The following is a 23,200-nucleotide window of genomic DNA, read 5'->3' on the forward strand; positions in this document are numbered from 1 at the left end:
TCACTTATAGTGCACTTAGCGGTTTTTCCGATCTTTAATCCACAGCGGGATACGAAACACGATATTAAATAGAAGGATAATGAACACGAGCACGGCTGCCGATTTATCCGAGATCGATACCGCATCGGGCACGATGGCCTCGGATTGCACGTACCACAGATGAACGGCCAGCGTCTCTCCCGGCGAGAGCAGATTGAAATCCCACATTTCTCCGGATGTCGTCACGCCCGCGGTCAGGATAATTACGGCGCTTTCTCCGAAAGCGCGACCCGCGACCAAACATATTCCCGTTACGATTCCGCTGATCGCCGTCGGTACGAGGACGCGCCTGATCGTCTGCAGATGAGTGGCTCCCAAGGCGAACGAAGCTTGTTTCATTTCTTTCGGCACGGCACGGATCGCTTCCTCCGTTACCCGGGTCATGACCGGCAGGTTAAGGAAAGCCAAGCTGATCGCTCCCCCGATAATCGTAAGACCGATCTGAAACATTTCGACGAACAAAGCGATTCCGAATAACCCGAATATAATAGAAGGAACGGATGCCAATCCTTCGACGCATATTCTCACGAATCCGATCAGTTTGTTGTTCGGCGCGAACTCCGCCAAATAGATGCCAGCAGCCATTCCTAGCGGAACCGCGATAAGCAACGAAATGAAGAGCATGTAGAAGGAATTGAACAGCGCTGGTCCAATCCCTCCGCCTTCTTCCATCTCGCTTGGCAATCCCGTAATGAAGTCCCATGTCAGGCTCGGAAGCCCTTTTTGCAGGATCAGATAAAGCAATGCGCATATGAATAATACGATACAGGCCGATACTCCCCAGACGAAAACGGTGAATATCCGATTGTTAACGCCATTGATTCCTCTGCCGGTGCTGAACATCCCGCGCGTCCCCGTGGAAGCTGTTTTCATTCGTGGGCTCCTTTCCGTTGTAGCAAGCGCACAACGACGATCATGAAGAGAGAGATAACCAACAATAGGAAGCCCATCATATAGAGAGCGTTATTCCAAGTCGAGTCGAACGGAACGTTGGCGATCTGCATAACGATGTTACTCGTCAGAACAGAGGTAGGCTTGAACAGGGCGTCCGCCAGTTGCGGCGTATTGCCGATAACCATGACGACGGCCATCGTCTCCCCGATCGCGCGAGCCATTCCTAAGATGACGCCATACATAATTCCGCTGCGGGCGGCCGGAATGGTCACCTTGAATATCGTTTGGAATCTCGTTGCGCCAAGCGCGTAAGAAGCATCGCGGTATTTCCGCGGCACGACGCTGATCGCATCGTCGCTGATCCGGCTGATCGTCGGCAATACCATGATCGTCAGTACGATCGCCGCCGCCAAAATGCCGTCCCCCATGTTCGTGCCGGTCACGTCCCTCAGAAGCGGAATCAAGATCGTCAATCCTAGAAAACCGTATACGACCGACGGGATTCCGACTAACAAATCCAGAACGGGGCGCAATAAGTTACGCAGCCATGAAGGAGCGATTTCGGCTAAAAACACCGCGATGACGACCGATAACGGGACCGAGATCAAGAGGGTTAGAAGCGTTAGCGCGAACGTTCCGAAAATGAATACGAAGGCGCCATAGCTTTCGTTCTCCGGACTCCAATCGCTCGAGAAGAAGAACGTAAGAGGCGAGACGTCCCGGAAAGTCAGTACGCCGGTCCGGAACATGAAGAACAGAATGCTGAACAAGACAAGACAAACGAATATCGCGCTTGCGATACAGATGATTTTGAATGTGCGGTTATAGAACAACAACCGGTTCTTCCGATCGAATAACTTGCCTGAACCGGCTTTAATGCTGCCCCCGAGCTCATTCGGGTTTCGCTCGGCAATCCGGCCTTGCGCGGACGTTTCCAAGTGCATGAGTGGTTGATCCTCCCATGAAGAAACCAGCTTCGCGTGATGACGCTATGCTGGTTTCTTACGTATGTTTGGTTGTTAGAACGCTATTGACTACTTAATCGCGGAAATCGGGATAAATTTAAGCTTTTTCAGAGAACCGTTTTGGAACTTGCTGCTTTGAATGTATTCGATGAATGCCTTCGTCGCACCGTCCGGTTGGCCCTTCGTCATGTAATATCCGAAGCCCCACACTTTGTAAGTTCCGTTAACTAAGTTAGCTTCGGATGGAGCAACGTCATTGATTTTAACGGCTTTCATGTTGCTCGTTACGTATACAAGATCCATGTATCCGATCGCGTTAGGAGTCGTTTCTACGGCCGTTTTCATGTCTCCGCTCGATTTGACTTCTTTGTAGTTGCTGCCTTTGCTCAGAAATTCGGAGCCTGCCAATGCTTTCATTTGGAAGTTAACGCGAGTACCGGAACCGAATGCGCGGTTAACGACGATAATATCGCCATCCGATCCGCCAACGTCTTTCCAGTTCGTCACTTTGCCCGAGAAAATATCCTGAAGCTGTTTCGTAGTCAAGTTGTCGACTTTAACGTTCTTGTTCACGACTGCGGCGAACGGGATAACGGCTACTTTATGCGCCACTTGACCGTCGAATTTTTTGAAGCCCGGAACGTCTTGGGAAGCATCCCAGTCTACTGCGCCGATATCCGCGATGCCTTTGCGCACGGATTGCGGTCCCGTGATGGAACCTGCCGCGGAAGCAGAGATTTTAACTTTCGGATTCAGCTTTTTGAACTCGTTAGCCGCTTGAAGCGTCAAAGGAAGAAGCGCGGAAGATCCGTTGATTACGATTTTGCCTTTCAAAGAGCTGGCAGCGCCGACTACGGATACGGACGACGTGATCAAAGCGATCGCCATCGCAGCGACGGATAAGGATTTAAATAATTTCATGGTTAAGTTCTCCTCTCGATTCTCGGAACGTTAATTGATTGAATGGCCTATTATCTTGTTGTAGGTTTCCAAAGTCCGTTGATGTTCAGGAACACCCGGCCTTCGTTAATAATCGCGAACGGCGCGCCCGATTTTACAACGATCTCGCTTACGGATTCGTCCAGCGTGTACAACTGCTTGGAAGTGCCGGTTGCGGAATCGATTTCGTAGACGAAATTGTTGGCTCCGCTTCCTTCCGTCAGCAAATACCATTTGCCGTCGGTAAGAACCGCTTGATAAACGTCTTTCTCGTTGAACAACGTTTTTACCGCCTTGTCGCTGCCGACCGATACAAGCGCGGATTTCGCCGCCTCGTCGCTGCCGACGTTTACGAATGCTACGCTTGAAGCATCCGGCGAAGCTTGAATGAACACTTTGTCGTCCGCGGAAGTCGTCAATTGCACAGCCTTGTTGTCTTTAATAGCCGGATCGACTTTATACAAGAAAATTTGCGGCTCCGTACCTTTCATATCGATAGCAACGTCGTCGCTCTCTACCGGTTTCGAGCTGTCCGCTACGACCGCGCCCGGTTTCGTAACCGTGTAAGTAAACGTATTGCCGTCCGTGGATACGGCCAGGTTTGCTTTGTAATCGACTTTATCGTCTACGATCTTCGAGATTTTGTTGATCGTCGGATCCAGCTTGGCGATTACGCTTCCCTTATCCCCTTGCAGGAAATAGATGGACGCGCTGTCCGCGGACCAGACCAATTCAGGCTTGATGCTCGTGTCTCCGCTGACTTTAGTAGGGGCGATAGAGTCGAAGTTAATGACGTAAACTTCGCCGCTAGCGTTCGTGTAGGCCGCTTTAGTTCCATTCGGAGCAATCGCTAGATCGGATGCATCGGCAGAAATCAACAGCCTCTGATATTTGCCGGATTGCGCATCGACCAAGTAATCCGTACGTCCCGTCTCGTTCTCTTGCGAAGCAATGAATTTGGAAGAGTCTACCCATTCGATATGGTCAACGTTAGCAAGCAAATCCGCATCGATCCAGATCGCGCCGGACGGATCTTTGGCGAATTGGGCTCCTAAAGCTTCGACGTATGCTTTCAACTCCACATATGTAGTGCCTTTAACGCTTTTAACCGGAACTTCCAGTTGCTTCTCTACGCCGTCAACCTTGATTAGGTTGCTGTTCGCCTTAAGTAGTACCGTGTGACCGTTTAAGATCGCCTGAATTTCGCCGTTGACGACTTGCAGCTTAGCGCCGAGTTTCAAGCTAAGATCCCGAATGGACACCATCGTTCTGCCCTTTTCGAAGAACGTACTGAGGTTAACGGATACTCCGTTCACGATATAAGCCGAATTTGTAACCTGTACTACGGTCGCTTTCGTTGCGGTTGCCGCTGATGCCGCACCCACGGCGGATACTCCGACTGCCAACGCTAATACAGAAACAATAGACGCTTTTTTTAGCAACATCGACTCTGATCACCCTTCTGATTATGGTAGATTCTACTTGCTAATGTGAGTATAGTCCCGTTTTGTAAAGCGTCTGTTCAGGAATTATTTTCTAATTGTTAAATTTAAGATTATATTTGAACTACCGCTTCAAATGAAGTTCAAAAAGTCAGGTTTTCAGCACCGAGAAGGTTGGATGAAGCTTAGGGACTGAGGAGCGGAGCGTAGGCGAAACCTACGTGAGCACCGGAAGGCCCGGCTGAATTCAAGATTCGATGTCGAATCCGCTCCTTGCTTCACTTCGTGATCAAAAGATGACTTTTTGAACTACCGCTTAAGCGTTTAATTGTTGGACTAGCTTCTGAAACTCCTTCCGCACCTCATTAGATCTGAGTTGAGCTTCGCGCGATGCTTCCATGAGTCTAGACGCCGCTTCTTGATTAAGCTCGGAGGAGCTCCACAGTTGCGCGAAAATATCCTCGGTTTTCTTGACTTGGGAAAATCCTTTATCGGCTCCCTTCTTCCCTTCTCCGACTAGCTTCGCGGCGCTTTGCGCGGCTTCCGTCATCGACTTGATCAGGCCGGTGATCTGTCCCGCGGAGTGTTTCGTCTGATCGGCTAACAAACGGATTTCATTCGCGACGACGCCGAAGCCTTTGCCATGCTCGCCTGCCCGCGCCGCTTCGATCGTGGCGTTCACCGCAAGCAGATTACATTGATCGGCCAAGTCCGCGATTAACCGAATGATTCCGTCTGCCGCCGCCGACCTCTCCGTAAGCTGATCGACGGCCTTCTCCTGCTTGACCGCATTCGCAGACCAGAGCTTGAACAGCTGCAACGTCTCATCGAGCTCTTCCCGCCCTTGATCGGTAATTTCCGTAATGCGTTCGCTGCAAGCTTGCGTATCGTTCGTTGCCTCCGAAACGCTATCAACGGACTCGTGAATGCTCGTGATCATCGTTTCGGTATCTTTGATCGTGCGAATTTGCCTGCTTACCGCTTCCCTCTGCAACAGCCGTGAAACGTTCAACAGATCGTTCATCGTCAATACCCCGACGAATTTTCCGTTATCCGTTAATACGACCGCATCGTAGAAAGTCTCCTCTCCGCGAGATAAGGCACGGTCGATTAGTTCCTGCGGGTCGATGGAAATTTCCGCGATTAGCGGGGCTGAATCCATCTGCTCGGATATTGCCTTATGTCCGAATAGAGACATTCCGTACAAGGAGCCCAACAACCGGAAAAACCTATCTTTCATAATCAAACCTACCGGACGCTGCAAGTCATCGCACACCACGACGCAATCGAACTGTTTTTTCCTCCGGAACAAAGTAACCAGGTCATCGCTCATCTGGGTCGGCGGAATGACGGGGCAGCCTTTCATCCAATCTCTGACGACAATCGGTTGGAAAATTTCGATTACGGGTTGATCTATTACCCTCGACACGCGGGCTGTCGTCCGTTCCGCCTCGGGTTTCGTTAGAACCGATGTACTTACCATGAGAAACACCTCGTTCTATTTCGGTTATAGGGCTCGGAAAATATTACCTATATAGAAAGTATCAAATCGATGTCATCCATTTGTTCGAAATTCGTTAACGGAATGTAAAGTTTGTCGAACGAAAGTAGACTGTAAACTCGGAAAATAGTCTAGCGTTGTCGGAACGATGGTTGGTGGAGGCAATAGTGCTGAAATCTGACACTGTGGCTGCTGATCGAAGGTTGGTGGAGGCTATAGTGGTGAATTCTGGTACTATCGCGGCTGATCGATGGTTAGTGGAGACTATAGTGGTGAATTCCGGTACTATCGCGGCTGATCGAAGGTTGGTGGAAGCTATAGTGGTGAATTTTGATACTATGACGTCGGATCGATGGTTGGTGGAGGCAATAGTGGTGAAATCTGGCACTATGGCGGCTGAGCGAAGGTTGGTGGAGGCTATAGTGGTGAATTCTGGTACTATCGCGGCTGATCGATGGTTAGTGGAGACTATAGTGGTGAATTCCTGTACTATCGCGGCTGATCGAAGGTTGGTGGAGGCTATAGTGGTGAAATCTGGCACTATGGCGGCTGATCGATGGTTAGTGGAGACTATAGTGGTGAATTCCGGTACTATCGCGGCTGATCGATGGTTATTGGAGGCTATAGTGGTGAATTCTGGTACTATCGCGGCTGATCGAAGGTTGGTGGAAGCTATAATGGTGAATTCTGGTACTATGGCGTGTCTCTTCCTCCGAATTAACCCGGATCAGTCGAGCTATTTCCTCCCATAGTGCTAGAGGTAGATCTGATTACTAGACTTCTTACACCTAGATTTGAGAAAGCAATCCATCAAACCATGCGAATTCGCCTTTTCAAATATCCCATCAGACATTAATTCTTATCGGAGACCTAACAGAAAAGTATCGAAAATTTATTACTACTTACGTCACATTTTTAGCTGAAAGAAATGTTCGGCATGGTGGCCTTGACTGGCGGGAAATCTACTTTCAGGCAGGCGTATCTCTTAACTAGAACGCGTAAAATAACTGGAAAAGTACAGTTGCTTTCCTCACTAAATGCCTAAAAATCTAAAATAGATGGATTAATACAGTTGTTTCACTTCCCTAATCGAGCCCAAACGATCGATGGCCGTGAATAAATGTAGAAATCCATTTATTTGTTCACAAGCAGCTATTAGCAGGAAAAATAACTATATATATATCCATTTATCCCCTTCAAAAACATAAATAGAAACAAGCATAAACAGCTTCCGCCGTCCTTGGGGATGGCGGGGGAACGTTTATGTCGTAGACGATTCAGACAAGCAGAGCAATTATATACTTTCTGAATCTTCAAAAAAAGCCGGAGAATCATAGATTCTCCGACTCCACTCGACCCGACTCAAATTCTCACCTAGCATCGTGCCTCAATACTTTTTAAACTTCGTCAACGTTCACCCAAGCGCCGCGCTCGATCGACAGATCTACCGCTTCCAGCACTTCTTGGCATTTCACGCCGTCGAGGAACGTTGGCGTGAACGGCGAATCGATCGCCATATGTTGTAAGAATTCGTATACGATATGAACGAATGCATGCTCGTAACCGATAATATGTCCGGTCGGCCACCAGTTGCCCGCGTACTTGTGCGACGGCTCCGTGGCCATAATCCGACGAAATCCGGCAAGATTAGGCTCGTCCTCGCGGAAATAAACTTCTAGCTCGTTAAGCTTCTCAAGATCCCAGCGGATGGAGCCCTTGCTGCCGTGAATCTCGAACGTGTTGTGGTTTTTGCGGCCGGCCGCAAACCGCGAAGCGATGAACATCCCCATCGCTCCGTTTTTGAAGTCGGCCAGAAAGCCCGTCGCGTCGTCGACGGTTACTTCACCTTTCTCAGTCGTCGAACCCGTACCGGACAACCCGGACGAACCGGTAAGCAGCGGACGCTCTTTAACGAATGTCCGATTATGACCGACTACGCGATCGAACTCTCCGATCAAGAACCGGGCAAGATCGATGCTATGCGCGTTGATATCGCCGTGAGCGCCGGATCCCGCAACTTCTTTCTTGAGCCGCCAAGCGAGCGGCGTGTTCGGATCAACGAGCCAATCCTGAAGATAAGTCGCGCGATAATGATGAATTTCGCCTAAGCGTCCTTCGTCGATAATTTGCTTAGCAAGCTGAACGGCAGGCAAGAAACGATAGTTGAAGCAAATGCCATGCTTAACCCCCGCTTTCTCCGCTGCTTCCAGCATCTCGCGTCCATCCGCCAAGGTCAGGGCAAGCGGCTTCTCGCAAAATACGTGCTTGCCTGCCGCAATGGCTGCAAGCGCGATTTCCTTGTGAGCGTCGCTCGGCGCGTTGATATCGACGAAATCGATATCGTCGCGCTCGATCATTTTCCGCCAGTCCGTCTCGTAGGATTCCCAGCCGAATTTATCGGCCGCTTCCTTAACGCCGTTCTCGTCGCGCCCGCAGATCGCCTTCATGACGACATCCGCCGCCGGTTCGAAGAACATTCCGACGTCTTTGTACGCATGGCTGTGCGCCTTGCCCATAAACTTGTATCCAACCATGCCTACGTTGATTTTATTTTTGCTTACGCCCACCACATCTCACCCGCGCTCTCCTTCAAGATGAGGGAGTTAAGGAAATTCGCAGCTTTCGTGAAGCCTTCGTTAACGCTCATTACGCCGTCTTCGTGTTCGATGCTGATCGTTCCTTCATAGCCTACAAGACGAAGCGTGCTCACGAGATCTTTCCAAAACTCGTCGTCATGGCCGTATCCTACCGTCCGGAACACGAAAGAGCGGTTCAGAATGTCGCCGTAATGTTTCGTATCGAGAACGCCGTTCAGCGCCGTATTGCGTTTGTCGATCTTCGTATCCTTCGCATGCACGTGATAGATGGACTTCCCGAGCGCTTTGATGCACTCGATCGGATCCATGCCTTGCCAGAACAAGTGGGAAGGATCGAAGTTAACGCCGATATTGTCTCCCGCTTCCTCGCGAAGGCGAAGAGCCGTCTCCGTGTTGTATACGAGGAAACCCGGATGGGCTTCGATCGCTACTCTCACGTTATGTTTGCGCAAGAACGCGGATTGTTCCTTCCAATAAGGAATCGCGATTTCGTTCCATTGCCATTCGAGTACGGTCAAGAAATCAGGCGGCCAAGGGCAAGTAACCCAGGACGGGTACTTAGAGTTCTCGGATTCGCCGGGGCAACCGGAGAACGTAATGACGGTATCCACGCCAAGCTTCTCCGCCAGTTGGACGGTAGCGACGAAATCGTCATGATGGGATTTGGCGACGGCCGCATCCGGATGAAGAGGATTTCCGTGACAGCTCAATGCGCTGATCGTTAAGCCGCGTGAATCTACGGCATCCCGAATACGGCGAATAGCGGCCTCGTCGTTCACGATTTCCTGCGCGTTCACGTGCGCGGTTCCCGGATATGCACCGGTTCCGATTTCAACTGCTTGCAAACCTGCCGCTTTAACGGTATCAAGCGCTTGCTCGAACGATTGCTGGCTGAACAATACGATAAATACGCCTGCTTTCACTTGTTAACCACCAAACCTTTCTTAATCGGATCATTATGATGTTGCTGGAAATGTACACGCGTTCACGAAAGACAACTCTAGTTTACATGAAAACGCATGCTTAATGCCACCCCCTATTTCATGTTACTTAGGAAAAGTAACGAAAACGAGCCGCCGGTAAGGGCGACTCGCCTCCTCCTATCCCTAATAGGGTTAAATCTAGATTACATTACTTTGTCCATGAATTCATTTCCCGATTTAGTCATTTTAGTATCAATATTTGGAGTCGGGATTCAAGTAAGCGTCCACGTTGTCCGGCGTAACGGGAGTAGCCTCAAGTACGATGTGGTGAGGTACGCTTTTCTCCCAGAAACCTTCGATGCCTTTTCCTTCCAGGATCAATGTAGCCATCTTAACGGCGGTACCGCTCATGGTCGGGGAATACGTCAAGGAAACGACGATTTCCGGTTTCGCTTTTTCTTTCATCATCTTATAGATTTCCTGCATGCCGCCGGAGCTGACGATGAACATTTCATCTTGTCTCTTGGCGTCTTTGATCGCTTGCACGATTCCGACGGTCATATCGTCGTCCTGGGAATAGACGGCATCGATCAGTTTGTTCGCTTGCAAAATGTTTTCCGTCGCTTTCAGCGCTTTCTCCCGAGTAAAGTCGCCCGGTTGGGAAGCGATGATCTCGATTTCCGGATAATCTTTAATGTAATCGCGGAAACCTTTAGAGCGTAAATCGGTTACCGACGAAGGCACGCCGCTGATCTCGACGACTTTGCCTGCCGCTTTCCCATTACGTTTAACAAGGGCATCGACAAGATACTTCGCATCGCCGTATCCGATTCCATAATTGTCGCCGCCGACATATAAACGGTAGCTCTCGGTATTAACCGCGCGGTCGATAACGATAAGCGGAATGCCTGCCTTAGCCACTTTCTCGGCCGCCGGCGTAAGCGCGGCCGATTCGATCGGCAGCATAACGATGGCATCGACTTTCTTCGTGATCAGGTCTTCGATGTCCGATGTCTGTTTTGCCGGATCTTTAGCGGTATAGACGATCGATTCAATGTTCTTATGCTTCTCGGCCTCCGCCTTGGCATTGCCGATTAGCGCGCCCATCCATCCGTGATCGGCAGCGGGAAGCGAGATTCCGATCGTGTAGTTACCGCCGACCGCATTAGCTTCATCTCCCGAAGCGGTTGCTTCCGGACTTGCCGAGTTACTTGCCTGCGGGCTTTCCGAGCTCTCGTTATTCCCGCTGTTGCATGCGGAAAGTACAACTGCGAATGCCAGAATTACGATGAACGATAAAAGCGATTTCCTTCTCATATCGGGATGACCCCTCCAAATGATTGATTTGAAATAACTGCCTCGAGCATATCCGACGAACGGTTAATCACGTTTCTGCAATAGAACCGCAGCGATAATGATTAAACCTTTGACCACCCCCTGCAAGTAAGGTGAAATGTTCAGAAGGTTCATAATATTGCTGAGAACGCCGAGGATTAATACCCCGAACAATGTGCCTACGATGCGACCGCGCCCTCCGGAAAGGCTAGTCCCACCTATGATTACAGCGGCGATCGCGTCCAACTCGTACATGTGGCCGGAGCTGGACGTACTGATGGAATTCAGTCGCGACGTTTCGATGACGGCGCCGATCGCGGCAGTGAACCCGCAAATAATGTAAGACAGAATAGTCACCCGAAATACGGAAATGGCGGAAAGTCTCGCTGCCTGGGTATTGCCCCCAACCGCGTAAATATGACGGCCGAACACCGTTTTCTCAAGCACGATGTAGCTAAGGATAAAGATAACGCCGAAAAGGATGACGGGAATCGGAATGCCTGCGAGATACTCGTTACCGATCTTGCTATAAGTAGAATCGAAGCCCGAGATCGCTCCGGCATCCGCATAATAGAGCGCCAAAGAACGAGCGATCGTCATCATGGCCAGCGTCGCGATAAACGCGGTTATTTTACCGTAGGTGATGACAAATCCGTTAATGATTCCGAGTAAAGCCCCGGCAATCAGTCCTAATATAATAGAGATCCAGATCGGCAACTCATACGTCACTTGCGCGGCCATGATCACGGTACCCGAGAAGGCGAGCACGGAACCGACCGACAAATCGATGCCTCCCAAGATGATAACGAAGGTCATGCCGAGAGAGAGGATGCCGACGATGGAGACTTGACGAAGCACGTTCGTAATATTGCCGATATCCAGGAAATGCTCGTTAAGCAAAGCCGCTAACGCGACTAATACGAGAAACGCGAATATAACGCTGTATTGATCCCACAAATACTTTCCCCATCGCACTCCCGCGGATGGGCTTTTCGTTTCGAAATCCGTTGCCGTTTGGGACATTCGGGTAGTTCCCCCTTTGGAATTAAAGGCCGGTTGCCATAGTCATAATGCTCTGTTCGTTCGCTTCGTTCTCGTTCATCTCGCCTCTAATCTTGCCGTGGTGCATCACGTAAATCCGGTTGCACAAGCCGAGCAATTCGGGTAATTCCGACGAGATGACGATAACTCCTTTGCCCTCGGCCGCGAATCGGACGATCAGATTATAGATTTCGCTCCGCGCGCCGACGTCGATCCCCCTTGTCGGTTCGTCCATAATGAACAGCTCCGTATCCGATACGAGCCATTTCGCGATAACGACCTTCTGCTGGTTGCCGCCGCTAAGATGCTTGATGGGACCGTTCAAGGACTTCGCTTTTATGTTCAGCTCGCGGATTTTCTCGTTTACGATTATCGACTCGCTTTTCCTGCGGATCAGGTTCCAGCGACTGACTTTGTTCGGATTAGACAAGGTCATATTGTGCGCAACGTTCATCTCCATCAACAGCCCCGAACCTTTGCGGTCTTCCGTGGCGAACCCGAATCCCAGCTTGACCGCATCGAGCGGATGACGCACCCGCACCGGCTTGCCTCGCCAAATCACGGTTCCGCTCTGGGCTTTCCAATCTCCGAACAACGTCCGCATGAGCTCCGTTCTTCCTGCCCCGATCAAGCCGGCGAAGCCGACGATCTCCCCGCTTCTCACGCGAAAATGAATATCCTCGAAGTATGGCGCTAACGTCAGCCCTTCGACTTTAAGCAACTCCTCCCCGAATCGTTCGGGACGCGCCGGATACATTTCCTTCAGCTCGCGGCCGACCATCAGATTGGCGATCTCACGCTCCGACAGTCCTTCCAATTCACGCGTCGTTACATGTTTGCCGTCCCGCAGAACGGTAATTCGATCGCAAAAGCCTTTCAACTCATGGAGCCTATGGGAGATATATATAATGGAAACTCCCCGTTCCTTAAATCGCCTGATCAGTTCGAATAGTTGATTGGCTTCCCTTTCTTCCAACACGGCCGTCGGTTCGTCCATGATCAAGATTTCGCTGTTCATGGACAGCGCTTTCGCGATTTCGACGATTTGTCTTTCTCCGATGCTCAAGCTCGATATTTTCGCGCCAGGATTCAGACGAAGCCCGAACTGATCCAGCAACCGCCTCGTTTGCTCGGCCATCGCTTTGAAATTCGAGAACACTCCCGCCATTTTCTGCTCGCGACCAAGGAAAATATTTTCGGCCACCGACATATCGGGAATTAAATTCAACTCTTGATGGATAATCGCGATCCCCAGCTTCTGCGATTGTTGCGGCGAACCGATCTCGACGTGTTTATCCTTAATCGCGATTTCTCCTTCATCGGGCATATGGATGCCTGCCAATACTTTCATGAGCGTAGACTTCCCTGCCCCGTTCTCTCCGACTAACGCGTGAACCTCAGCTTTACGAAGCCCGAAGGAAACATCCTGAAGCGCTTTCACTCCGTAAAAGGTTTTGGAGATTCCCTTCATTTCCAGAATCATTTGCGGCACCCTGCTTTCATTCGGCTTTACTACTCTCATCCTAGAAAAAAAAGGATTTTTCCACAATTAACTAAATTGCGCTTCTGAGCTACACATTCTTGCGGCTACTAGAGCGAGTAATCATGTATATTGCGCACAAGTAAACCGGCTTCGCCTCCTCGGACGGCGGCACAAAAAAACTCCGGGCTCATTCTTCCCGAAGTCGATTCTGGCGATAGAGCACGATGAAGATCAACAAGCCCTTGAGCACGCCTTGCAAATAGGTGGATACGTTCTGCAAGTTCATATAGTTGTTGAGAATCGAGAACATCAATACGCCCGATACGGTTCCGAGAATCGTGCCCTTCCCTCCTCGCAACGATGCCCCTCCCAGCACGACCGCCGCTATCGCATCCAGCTCGTAATAGACGCCGGAATTCGCGGTGGAAATCGAATTCAGCCTGGCCGTTTCCAACACGGCGCCCAATCCGGCAGCCATGCCGCTCAGCGCGAAAGCCACGATCGTGACCATGCGGATGTTCGCTCCGGAGCTGTACGCGGCTCGGGGATTCTGGCCGACCGCGTATATGTAGCGCCCGAACAAAGTACGCGAGGTTAGAAGATGCGCGGATACCGCGGCAATGAGGAGCGGAAAGACGACGACGGGAATGCCCAACCAGTAGCCATGACCGAGAAAGGTATGGCTAACCCGGCTTCCGGATACGGCTCCGGCATCCGCGACCCACATCATGAAGTAACGATAGATAAACATCGTTCCAAGAGTCGTAATAAAGGAGGGCACTCTCCCGTAAGTGACGATCAGGCCGTTAACGCCTCCTAACAGCAAGCCCGATACGGCGCCAAGCATGAAGGAACCCGGAATATCGAAGTTAAACAAATTCTGACCCCAAAGAATGATCGCCCCGGAGAAAACAAGAATCGAACCTACCGATAAATCCAGCATCCCGATCAAGACGACGAAATGAACCCCGAGCGCGATCATCCCGATGACGGAAGCTTGACGGAAAACGTTCATGATATTGTTCCATGTCCAGAAATAATCGCTGGTCAGCGCTGCGAAGAACACAAGGGCGATGAGAGTCATGAATATTTTATTGCGCGATATCCATCTTTGGAATCTTTCCGTCGTCACCAGCGTTGGCTGCATAGGTTCCTCCCGACCGACTATCCTCTAATTCCGGAAGCCGATTGCAATATCCGTTCCTGCGTCGCATCCTCATTCGCCATTTCGTCGACGAGTTTTCCTTCATGCATAACCAATATTCGATTACATAACCCGATCAACTCCGACATGTCGGAAGAAATGACGATCATGCCTTTGCCTTCGCTAACGAGCTCGTGCAGCAGTACGTATAGCTCGCTTTTCGAAGCGACGTCGATCCCCCTCGTCGGCTCGTCCAATATGTACAAGTCGCTTTCCGCCACCAACCATTTTCCCAGCATGACCTTCTGTTGGTTGCCGCCGCTCAGAAATTTAATTTCTTGCTCCGGATCGCGGGTTTTGATATCCAGTTGAATGATCGCATCCAACGCCTTATCGTGCTCATGCTGATTCTGTACGAGATGGTAACGATGTATTTTTTTCAAACTCGCGATCGTGAGATTATGGAAAACGTTCATGTCCATGAACAACCCCGACTCGATCCGATCCCTATTCACGTAACCGAAACCCGAATTAATCGCTTGCTGAGGCGTTTTCAACTGAATCCGTTGCTTATGCCAAAATACCTTTCCCGTTTCCGGCTTCACTTCACCGAAGATCGTCTTGGCGAGCCCTTCCGTCCCCGAGCCGACTAGCCCGGTAATTCCTAGAATCTCCCCCTCGTCCAGCTTAAAAGCGATCTTCTCGAACCATGGCTTGCGCGTAAGATTTTCCACCCGGAGCAATTCGTTTCCCGTTGGGTTGGATAGAGGCGGGAAAATCTGCGCAAGCTCTCGTCCAACCATCGTCTTGACCAAATCTTTCTCGGAAAGCTCGCTCACGTCGCTGGTTAACACTTTCTTGCCGTCCCTCAGCACCGTCACCCTGTCGCAAATCTCGAAAATTTCGTTCAGCCTGTGGGTGATGTATACGATCCCGACGCCTTCCGTCTTGAACCGCCGAATCATATCGAACAGCCTGATCCGTTCGGAATCGGATAAGGAAGCCGTTGGTTCGTCCATGACGAAAATATTGGCCTTTAACGATAACGCTTTGGCGATGGCGACGACGTGATGCTCGCTTATCGAGAGATTCTTGATCTTCGTATTCGGATGCAGCGGCATGCCTAACGATCTTAGGATGCTTTTCGTTTCTCGCTTCATTTTGATCATGTTCGAGAACAGGCCGAGCCATCTCGGTTCGGAACCGAGGAACACGTTCTCCGCGATACTCATTTCCGGTACGAGACAGGATTCCTGATAGATCATCGATATCCCCATTCGTTGAGCCTCGATCGTCGAGAATATCGGAACCGGTTTGCCGTTAACGATCATGTAGCCGTCATCCGGACGGTGCACGCCGGACATTAGCTTCGCTAAAGTCGATTTACCGGCGCCGTTCTCTCCTACTAATGCGTGTACTTCCCCCGGAAGCAGCTCGAAATCGATATTATCCAGCACCTGAACTCCATAGAACGACTTCGATATTCCTTTCATTTGCAATAGCACGGAGTCACACTCCTTCGGGAAGTCCCTGTATCCTAGTTTAGAAGATCGAGGTAGGATGGGAAAATGAATGATCTTGCGATATTCGATTCGATTTATTCACATTCTTGCGATGTCTCGTGATCCGTATTGTATTTTATTACCTTATCATACATAATTCGATTCAAAGGGGGGAAGCAGTTTTTTGCGATGAACAAGCCCTCGATACTACTGGAAACACCCCGATTGGCAAGCTGGTGCGACTGGACTGGAATCGATCCGCTTCCCTTGATTGCGGGAGACCGTTCGTGCATATTGTGGCTTCGGTCCGGAACCGGAGACGCATGTTCCATCCATTGCCGGATACCGATTGCGGAAGGCGCGTGCCTGTTCGTCCCCCCGAACAACGAGGTGACGCTCCGGCCTCCTGCCGGATATCCTATACGAGCCGTTGTTTATTACGTGACCGGGCTTCAAGTTCAAGGACTATCCCAAGGCTTGTTATCGCCTCGGGAAGTTCCGTTCGTCGTTCCGGTCGAACCGAATAACGTGCGGATCAATCGCATTCTGGAAGATATTCTTCATGAAGCGCGCAATCCTCAATTAGGAAGCGACGAAGTGATTTCTTCCTTGCTCCAAACGCTGTTGATTCATTTTCTCAGAGAGATGGAGTCTATCGAAGATCACGATCCGATCCCGCCACTCTCCAAGCAGCAGCAAGAGCCGGAGCCGATTCGCGCTTCGAATTCCGATAACTCCGGTAGTCTTTCTCAAAATGTAAGGGTTTACATTGAACGAAACTATCATTTGGAGCTGAGCTTAAGCGATCTTGCCCAGCTTGTTTACGTAAGCCCTTATCACCTAGCCCACGTCTTCAAGGATGATGTCGGAATGTCTCCGATTCAATATCTAATCAAATGCCGGATCGATGAAGCCAAACGACTTCTTGTCGACACGGATCAATCGGTACGCGACATCGCCCTTCAAGTCGGATATCCGAACGCCAACTACTTTAACTTATTGTTCAGCAAGATGACGGGCAATTCGCCGGGCAAGTATCGCAAACGCAACTGAAATCGGCCTCTGCGGAGCAGTTATCCGCGGGCAACGAGCAACTAACCGCTACGGTGCACGAGATCAATCATCTGGCGAACTCGGCGAATTCGCACTCGCGGGCGTTAAGCGCGAACACATTGACCCAACAGGCAAGCGTCGCGCAGGTTGCGCATTCTGCGGCTCATCTGACGGAGCTTGCGCGTGACCTGCACGAGGAAGCGAGCCGTTACCGTACATAACGCAAACAGTGCCTAAGAAGCAGGCTTTGAGCCGCTTCTAGGCACTGTTTTCTTGCGATTATGGGCCAAGCGGTTAGACGAAGCTGATCGCTTGCCCTTTATTCGCCGATTCGTACACGGCTTCTAGAATTTCTTGTACGACTAACGCTTGCTTGGCCGTAACGACAGGCTCGCGATCGTGCAGGATCGCATCGATCCATGCGCGCGCTTCCTGTTCGGCGGCATCGTCCGGCAGAGGATTTCCACCGAAGTCTCCGGACATCTGGATTTCTTGCGTGTACAGTCGGCCATGCTCTTCGCCGTTGACGCGCAAGCCCTTCCTCATATCGGCACCCGCTTTCGTGCCGCTCAACGTTACTTTGGCTTCATCCACGTCGAGCGTGTTCAACGCCCAACTGGACTCCAGCCACACCGTTGCTCCGCTTTTCATCGTGATCATCGCGAAGGCGGAATCCTCAACCGTGAACTTGGACGGATCCCAGTTCCCCCATAAATTCGCTTGGCTTCCTTGCTCGGCAAGCTTGCGATACGATGATCCTAACACAGTTCTCGGTTCATAGTTGTCCATCATCCACAGTGCGAGATCCAGCGCGTGCGTTCCGATATCGATCAGCGGACCTCCGCCTTGTTTCTCTAAATCCAAGAATACTCCCCACGTCGGAACCGCCCGGCGGCGAACCGCATGAGCCTTGGCAACGTAGATCTCGCCAAGGTCGCCTGCCCGACAAGCTTGATACAGCCAACGGCTGTCCGCGCGAAAACGGTTCTGATAAGCGATGCTCAACTTCTTGCCCGTTCTCTCGGAAGTTTCCAACATGCGCCGGGCATCGTGTGCCGTCTTCGCCATCGGCTTCTCGCATAATACGTGTTTGCCGGCTTCAAGCGCCGCGATCGAAATCTCGGCATGCGTATCGTTAGGCGTGCACACGTGAACGACATGTACATCATGATCGCGAAGCAATTCATACACGTCATGATACACTCTGGCATCATGGGTACCGAATTTATTTTTCGCATCATGCGCTCTGTCCAGTGCCACGTCAAAGAAGGCTACCACTTGCGCTTCCGGGATTTTGGCAAGCGATGGTAAATGTTTCCCCATGGCAATCCCGCCGCATCCGATCATCCCTACGTTAACTTTTGTCAAAATGCTTGTCCTCCTTGCTAGTTTGCAGTATTCATTCTACAATTAGTGTAACACAAACGAGTAGAAATCCCATCCGCTCAGGTGCGGTCATATTATGTGATTTTGTCATATAATCGATTGAAATTCGACAAGTTCGAGGGGATGATCCCGTGCAAGCCGTCAGAGAAAAGATCGAATACGAGAATCCGCTGCTTTCCTTGAAAATATGGCAAACGACGCGGAATGATGTCGGAACCATAGCTTGGCACTATCACCCCGAATGCGAGCTGATGCTCGTGCAAGCCGGATGCCTTAACGTCGATCTCAGCGACGAGACCTATGCTTTACAACAAGGGGATGTTGTCATCCTTGGGAATTCTGAGCTCCATCGAGATCGTAATCCCGGCGGAAGGCTCGACTACATCGTGCTTCAATTCGACCTTAGCAATTATTTCGACCAAAGCACGATTCCCTATTTGCAATATTTTAACGAAACCAAGGTACCTCTCAGCGCCATGAATTATATATTCCGGGAGAATCCCGAAGCGCGCGTTGCCGCCGCCGAATGCATCCGTCAAATTCACCAGGAGGCTTTATTTAAGGAAAGCGGTTACGAGCTTGCGGTCAACATGTTGATTAAAAAGCTGCTTCTGATCCTTATCCGCAATGACAGCCGAGGGTTGCTCGCCGATCAGGACCGAGTGGAACGCATTCGCTTGAAGCCTGTGTTGGACTTCGTCGAATCCCGACTAGAAGAACGGATTTCCGTCGAAGACGCATGCCGTCTTGCTAATATGAGCTACTACTATTTCGTGAAGTTTTTTAAGAAAATCATGGGCTTCTCCTTCACCGAATATGTCAATTTCCGCAAAATCAAACGAGCCGAGCAGCTCCTCTTAACCCGAGACCTGAGCGTAGGCGAAGTCGGCGATCAGATCGGCATGGCCAACATGGCCCACTTCTACAAAATGTTCAAGCGCTTCAACGGCTGCTCCCCGAAAGAGTTCCAGCGCAAGATGCTGGCTTGGGGGCGGGGGTAGACGGGCTGAGGCGCACGGACTGGTGGCGTGGGCGGGCATATGAGTAACCAACATTTTTGGCGATTGCTTGGTGCTAATTGCCTTCGATAGGGCCTCCAACAGTCACACCTTATGCCTTGGAAGATTTTTCCTTTAACCGCACGCTTTCAACTAACTTTTCGTTACCTTTCATTTTTCTCTTGCACAATTACAATTTTTGTTATATTTTAGGATTATTAAATCATTAATCCATATCCCCACGGTCGTGAAGCACACGCCGCTCATTCCTGGAACTTCTCCGGGTTGGGCGGTTTTTGTTTTTTATTCCAATTAAAAGGTGAGATGAGACGATGGTTGTGGCCAATGAAGTCTTGATGCCGGAGGAATTAGCGAAAGTTTATGAGACGTGGATGAACAAGCTACGTTCGAGCAGCACCGGGGAACGCAAAAGAAAATTGTCAAGCACTTCGAACCATGCGGAGCGAACATTCATAAAACAAGTTTGGTGGCCAGCATTCGGACACTTTACGCACTTGGAAGCCGAGTTCGAAGTAAAAGATTTCAAGGATGGCAAACGCTATCTCGATTTCGCTTATATTACTGAGGGGTTTAGAATTTGCATTGAAATCGATGGATTCGGTACTCATTGGAGAGATATCAGCAGATCCCAGTTCGCGGACCATCTCATGCGCCAAAACCACCTCATCATTGACGGTTGGTATGTCCTCAGGTTTTCTTATGACGATCTCATCGAACGACCTCGCATTTGCCAACAAATCATACAGCAGATGCTTGGGAAGCTGGGGGCTTCAATCTCTCCTAATGAACTGAAATTGTCTCCTGTTGAACTAGCCATCGTTAGAATGGCTACCTCCCTGTCTACCCCAATTACACCGAAATACATCACCAAACAACTAAACTTGCATCGTACCACCATAAGCAGACATATCAAAACTTTAGTTCAAAGAGAAATCTTGATTCCTTCGAGGACAGACGTTAAACGGGTGTGCAGTTACAGACTTAATAAAGCATTACTCACTAAAATAATTTCTTAGCCGCTCCGCCCATTGTCGCGCTTTGCGACAATGGGCGGGGATTCGTTGGTCTATGCCTCCCCATTGTCGTGTTTTGCGACAATAGGCGGGAATCCGCGGGGCTGAGCCTTCTCATTGTCGCATTTTGCGACAATGGGCTGGGATCCGCGGGGCTATGCCTCCCATCAAACAAAATAACTCGTCCAGAAAATACCGGACGAGTTACAACCCTCTCTTAACGGCTAATCGAGGTTGTTTTGCGGTTGATGAATAGTTTGTAGCCGACGCCACGGATGGAGTCGATTTGTACGGTTTGTTGGTTAAGCTCGAGTTTCTTGCGAAGCGAGCTCACGTGAACGTCGACCGTGCGTTGGCCGCCGATGTAGTCGAAGCCCCATACGACGTTCATGAGATCGTCGCGGGTAATGACGATACCCGGTCTCTCCGCCAAGTACAGCAAAACCTCGAACTCCTTCGGACGTAATGTAATCCATTGTCCGTTGGAGAATACTTCGTATTTATCGGGGAAAATCTGCAAATCGCCGATGGCGATCACTTTATCCCCGCTCGAAGCTTTCGAAGGTTTGCTCTCTTCGTTGCGCGAACGCCTTAAGACGGCGGATGTTCGCGCCAACAGTTCGGCGACCCCGAACGGCTTCGTAATATAATCATCCGCGCCGAGTTTAAGACCTTGCACTACTTCCTCTTCGGCGTTCCTAGCGGTAAGAATGATCACCGGCGTTTTAACTCCGTTCTGACGCAGCTTCTGGAGCACTTCGAATCCATTCATGCCCGGAAGCATCAAATCTAGAAAAATAATGGCATATTGGTCATGGATCGCCTTATGAAGTCCTTCCGCACCGTTCCCGACGACTTCTGTCTCATATCCCTCTTGCGAGAGATTATATGTCACTAAACGTGCAAGTGTCGGTTCATCTTCGATAATCAGTACTTTGTCCGACATGCGTTCCTCCGGTCCAGCAGCTACTCCTGCCTATTTGGCTCTTCATGTTAGTTTTATCATACCACTGTAAACGTAACATCATCCAAATGTTAACGCAGCGTAAAATAGACATTTAACGCTTAAGGTTGCAGCAACGGTAGCTCTAAAATAAACTGCGAACCTACTCCGACCGTGCTTTCCACTCTTATCGTCCCATGATGCAGTTCGGTTAAATGTTTTACGATGGATAAGCCCAATCCCGTTCCCCCGGAACTGCGAGAGCGAGCTTTATCCACCCTATAGAACCGTTCGAAGATTCGCGGAATATCTTTCTTCGGAATGCCGATACCGGTATCCGATACGGTTATCCGGACCATCTCCTCTTCTCCGTCTTCCAAAGCCGGGATGATTTCCGCTCGCACCTTGACTTTACCGCCTTCGGGCGTGTAGTTGATGCCGTTCTGCATCAGGTTCATGACGATTTGCCCCAAGCGATCCTCATCCGCTTCTAGGAACAAGCCTTCTTCCGTCTGCACGTCTAGAACGATGTCCTTCTTGGCGGCCTCGGCGGCTAACAACTCCGACATCCTTCCAAGGAACATCGGCAAATCGATGGGCGAGAATTGCAAAGGAGATCGACGGGATTCGATCTTGGACAGCTCCAGGATGTCGCCGATGAGACGATTAAGCCGATCGCTCTCGTCTTGAATGATCGTAAGGAACGACTTCGCCGTTTCCGGGTCGTTCATCGCTCCGGACAACAGTGTCTCCGCGAAGCCTTTGACCGCCGCTACCGGCGTTTTCAACTCATGGGAGACGTTGGCGACGAATTCGCTGCGCATCCGTTCCAGCCTGCGAATCGCCGAGACGTCTTGTAAGACGATGAGCAATCCGGGTTCTTCGTCTATGCTCATCGTCATCGGAACGATATGGATTTCAAGCAATCTCTCCTCGGGATAATACACCGTCAATTCTTCGTGGACGGACACCGGGTTTTCGAGAAGCTCCCGAATGAGCCCTACCAGCTCGAAGTGCTGGCGGATTTCCGCGTAACTGCGTCCGACGCGCTCCCGTACCGAGCTGCCGAGCAATAACTCCGCTTCGCGATTATACAAAGTGATTCGTCCATCGTGAGCGATCATAACGACGCCGCTCGTCATATTGTCCAATACGCTTTGCAGTCGAGTTCCGTTCTGACGGATTTCGTCGAGCTGCTCTTGCAAGCTGCCGGCCATCGCGTTTAATGCACGAGCTAGCTCGCCCACCTCGTCGCTTCCGCCCTCGGGTACGCGGATCGCGTAATCCATATTCGCCATTCTCTTGGCGGCCGAAGTCATCCGCTCTAGCGGTCGGGTAACGCTAAGCGCGACGCGATAACTAACGACGGCCGCGACGGCGAATAAGAGGAACAGCCCGAAGACCAAGGCCAACCACATGTTGTTGAGACTGTTCTCTACGTCGCCGAGACTCATGGCTAGACGAATGATGCCCTGATTGGTATCGCCTTTATCCAAATTGACCTTTAACGCCACATAGATCATATTCTGCTTCAAAGTCGCGCTGCGGCGAACGCTGCTTCCCGTACCGTCGCTCAAAGCTTGCTGGACCTCTTCGCGAGTCAGATGGTTATCCATCGTTCCCGGTTCATGATCCGAGTCCCCCATAACCTTTCCGTCGGTGCGGATATAGGTCACGCGCATTCCGGCGATTTCCTTAAACCGCTGTGCCTGCCGCTGTAAATAAGAGCTTTGTTCGGCTTCATTCCCCTGCTCGGGCCAAGGCGCCGCGGCGTTTAATACATGCAGTTCGCGGATCATATGATCCCGCAGCGCCGCCTGATGGTTTTTCTGATAAGAGTTCCCCATCAACAATCCGGCCGCCAGTACGGAAACCCCGATCATAATGACGAACAGAGCGGTCAATTTCAAACGGAATTTTGACATGAAAGGACTACGACTCCTTATAAAAGCTGTTCAATCCATCTTCACCGGATCGCGGA

19 protein-coding genes are annotated in these 23,200 nt (G+C 50.5%); 4 read left to right on the forward strand and 15 right to left on the reverse strand.

The features are described from left to right. Positions 1 to 15: 15 nt before the first annotated feature. From pstA to HH215_RS12640, 12 genes are all read right to left on the reverse strand, one after another. Positions 16 to 882, reverse strand: a complete 867-nt coding sequence (pstA, locus tag HH215_RS12585) for a phosphate ABC transporter permease PstA (RefSeq protein ID WP_169284365.1) — start codon at positions 880 to 882, stop codon at positions 16 to 18. A gap of 26 nt (positions 883 to 908) precedes the next feature. Continuing rightward, on the reverse strand, positions 909 to 1,877 hold the full coding sequence (gene pstC, locus HH215_RS12590) for a phosphate ABC transporter permease subunit PstC (protein ID WP_169280222.1): 969 nt from the start codon (positions 1,875 to 1,877) through the stop codon (positions 909 to 911). 90 nt (positions 1,878 to 1,967) lie between these two features. Further along, complete coding sequence (locus tag HH215_RS12595) at positions 1,968 to 2,819, reverse strand: phosphate ABC transporter substrate-binding protein (RefSeq protein WP_169280223.1); 852 nt, start codon at positions 2,817 to 2,819, stop codon at positions 1,968 to 1,970. Positions 2,820 to 2,869: 50 nt separating this feature from the next. Then, positions 2,870 to 4,222: a stalk domain-containing protein gene (locus HH215_RS12600; RefSeq protein ID WP_169280224.1), complete on the reverse strand. Its 1,353-nt coding sequence runs from the start codon at positions 4,220 to 4,222 to the stop codon at positions 2,870 to 2,872. Positions 4,223 to 4,595: 373 nt separating this feature from the next. Beyond that, positions 4,596 to 5,762 (reverse strand): methyl-accepting chemotaxis protein, encoded by a 1,167-nt coding sequence (locus tag HH215_RS12605; protein ID WP_169280225.1) that lies wholly within the window; start codon positions 5,760 to 5,762, stop codon positions 4,596 to 4,598. A 1,415-nt stretch (positions 5,763 to 7,177) separates the two neighbouring features. Next, positions 7,178 to 8,314 (reverse strand): Gfo/Idh/MocA family protein, encoded by a 1,137-nt coding sequence (locus HH215_RS12610; protein WP_169284366.1) that lies wholly within the window; start codon positions 8,312 to 8,314, stop codon positions 7,178 to 7,180. Positions 8,315 to 8,337: 23 nt separating this feature from the next. Next, a complete protein-coding gene (locus tag HH215_RS12615; protein WP_169280226.1) occupies positions 8,338 to 9,300 on the reverse strand; it encodes a sugar phosphate isomerase/epimerase family protein in 963 nt (320 codons plus the stop codon). 252 nt (positions 9,301 to 9,552) lie between these two features. Then, positions 9,553 to 10,617, reverse strand: coding sequence for a substrate-binding domain-containing protein (locus HH215_RS12620; RefSeq protein WP_169280227.1), 1,065 nt, complete (start codon positions 10,615 to 10,617; stop codon positions 9,553 to 9,555). A gap of 63 nt (positions 10,618 to 10,680) precedes the next feature. Next, positions 10,681 to 11,658, reverse strand: coding sequence for an ABC transporter permease (locus HH215_RS12625; RefSeq protein WP_169280228.1), 978 nt, complete (start codon positions 11,656 to 11,658; stop codon positions 10,681 to 10,683). A gap of 22 nt (positions 11,659 to 11,680) precedes the next feature. Then, positions 11,681 to 13,159 carry a sugar ABC transporter ATP-binding protein gene (locus tag HH215_RS12630; protein WP_169280229.1) on the reverse strand — a complete coding sequence of 493 codons (1,479 nt, stop codon included), beginning with the start codon at positions 13,157 to 13,159 and terminating at the stop codon, positions 11,681 to 11,683. A gap of 187 nt (positions 13,160 to 13,346) precedes the next feature. Beyond that, the gene (locus HH215_RS12635) at positions 13,347 to 14,306 is read right to left on the reverse strand and encodes an ABC transporter permease (RefSeq protein WP_169280230.1); all 960 of its coding nucleotides are present in this window, start codon (positions 14,304 to 14,306) and stop codon (positions 13,347 to 13,349) included. A 17-nt stretch (positions 14,307 to 14,323) separates the two neighbouring features. Next, positions 14,324 to 15,808: a sugar ABC transporter ATP-binding protein gene (locus HH215_RS12640; RefSeq protein ID WP_169280231.1), complete on the reverse strand. Its 1,485-nt coding sequence runs from the start codon at positions 15,806 to 15,808 to the stop codon at positions 14,324 to 14,326. Between the two features lie 186 nt (positions 15,809 to 15,994). On the opposite strand from HH215_RS12640, the gene HH215_RS12645 reads away from it, so the two are divergent. Both HH215_RS12645 and HH215_RS12650 read left to right on the forward strand, forming a co-directional pair. Next, a complete protein-coding gene (locus HH215_RS12645; RefSeq protein ID WP_169280232.1) occupies positions 15,995 to 16,858 on the forward strand; it encodes a helix-turn-helix domain-containing protein in 864 nt (287 codons plus the stop codon). Between the two features lie 53 nt (positions 16,859 to 16,911). Further along, positions 16,912 to 17,079: a hypothetical protein gene (locus HH215_RS12650; protein WP_169280233.1), complete on the forward strand. Its 168-nt coding sequence runs from the start codon at positions 16,912 to 16,914 to the stop codon at positions 17,077 to 17,079. 73 nt (positions 17,080 to 17,152) lie between these two features. On the opposite strand, the gene HH215_RS12655 is transcribed toward HH215_RS12650, so the two are convergent. Continuing rightward, positions 17,153 to 18,205 carry a Gfo/Idh/MocA family protein gene (locus HH215_RS12655; protein WP_169284367.1) on the reverse strand — a complete coding sequence of 351 codons (1,053 nt, stop codon included), beginning with the start codon at positions 18,203 to 18,205 and terminating at the stop codon, positions 17,153 to 17,155. A gap of 170 nt (positions 18,206 to 18,375) precedes the next feature. On the opposite strand from HH215_RS12655, the gene HH215_RS12660 reads away from it, so the two are divergent. Then, positions 18,376 to 19,245, forward strand: a complete 870-nt coding sequence (locus tag HH215_RS12660; protein ID WP_169280234.1) for an AraC family transcriptional regulator — start codon at positions 18,376 to 18,378, stop codon at positions 19,243 to 19,245. Positions 19,246 to 19,574: 329 nt separating this feature from the next. Next, positions 19,575 to 20,279 (forward strand): helix-turn-helix domain-containing protein, encoded by a 705-nt coding sequence (locus HH215_RS12665; protein WP_254450460.1) that lies wholly within the window; start codon positions 19,575 to 19,577, stop codon positions 20,277 to 20,279. A gap of 214 nt (positions 20,280 to 20,493) precedes the next feature. On the opposite strand, the gene HH215_RS12670 is transcribed toward HH215_RS12665, so the two are convergent. Next, positions 20,494 to 21,222, reverse strand: coding sequence for a response regulator transcription factor (locus HH215_RS12670; protein ID WP_169280235.1), 729 nt, complete (start codon positions 21,220 to 21,222; stop codon positions 20,494 to 20,496). 119 nt (positions 21,223 to 21,341) lie between these two features. After that, positions 21,342 to 23,144, reverse strand: coding sequence for a two-component system histidine kinase PnpS (gene pnpS / locus HH215_RS12675; protein ID WP_169280236.1), 1,803 nt, complete (start codon positions 23,142 to 23,144; stop codon positions 21,342 to 21,344). Positions 23,145 to 23,200: the final 56 nt, after the last annotated feature.

Source organism: Cohnella herbarum, from assembly GCF_012849095.1.
In the GTDB taxonomy this organism is placed as follows: domain Bacteria; phylum Bacillota; class Bacilli; order Paenibacillales; family Paenibacillaceae; genus Cohnella; species Cohnella herbarum.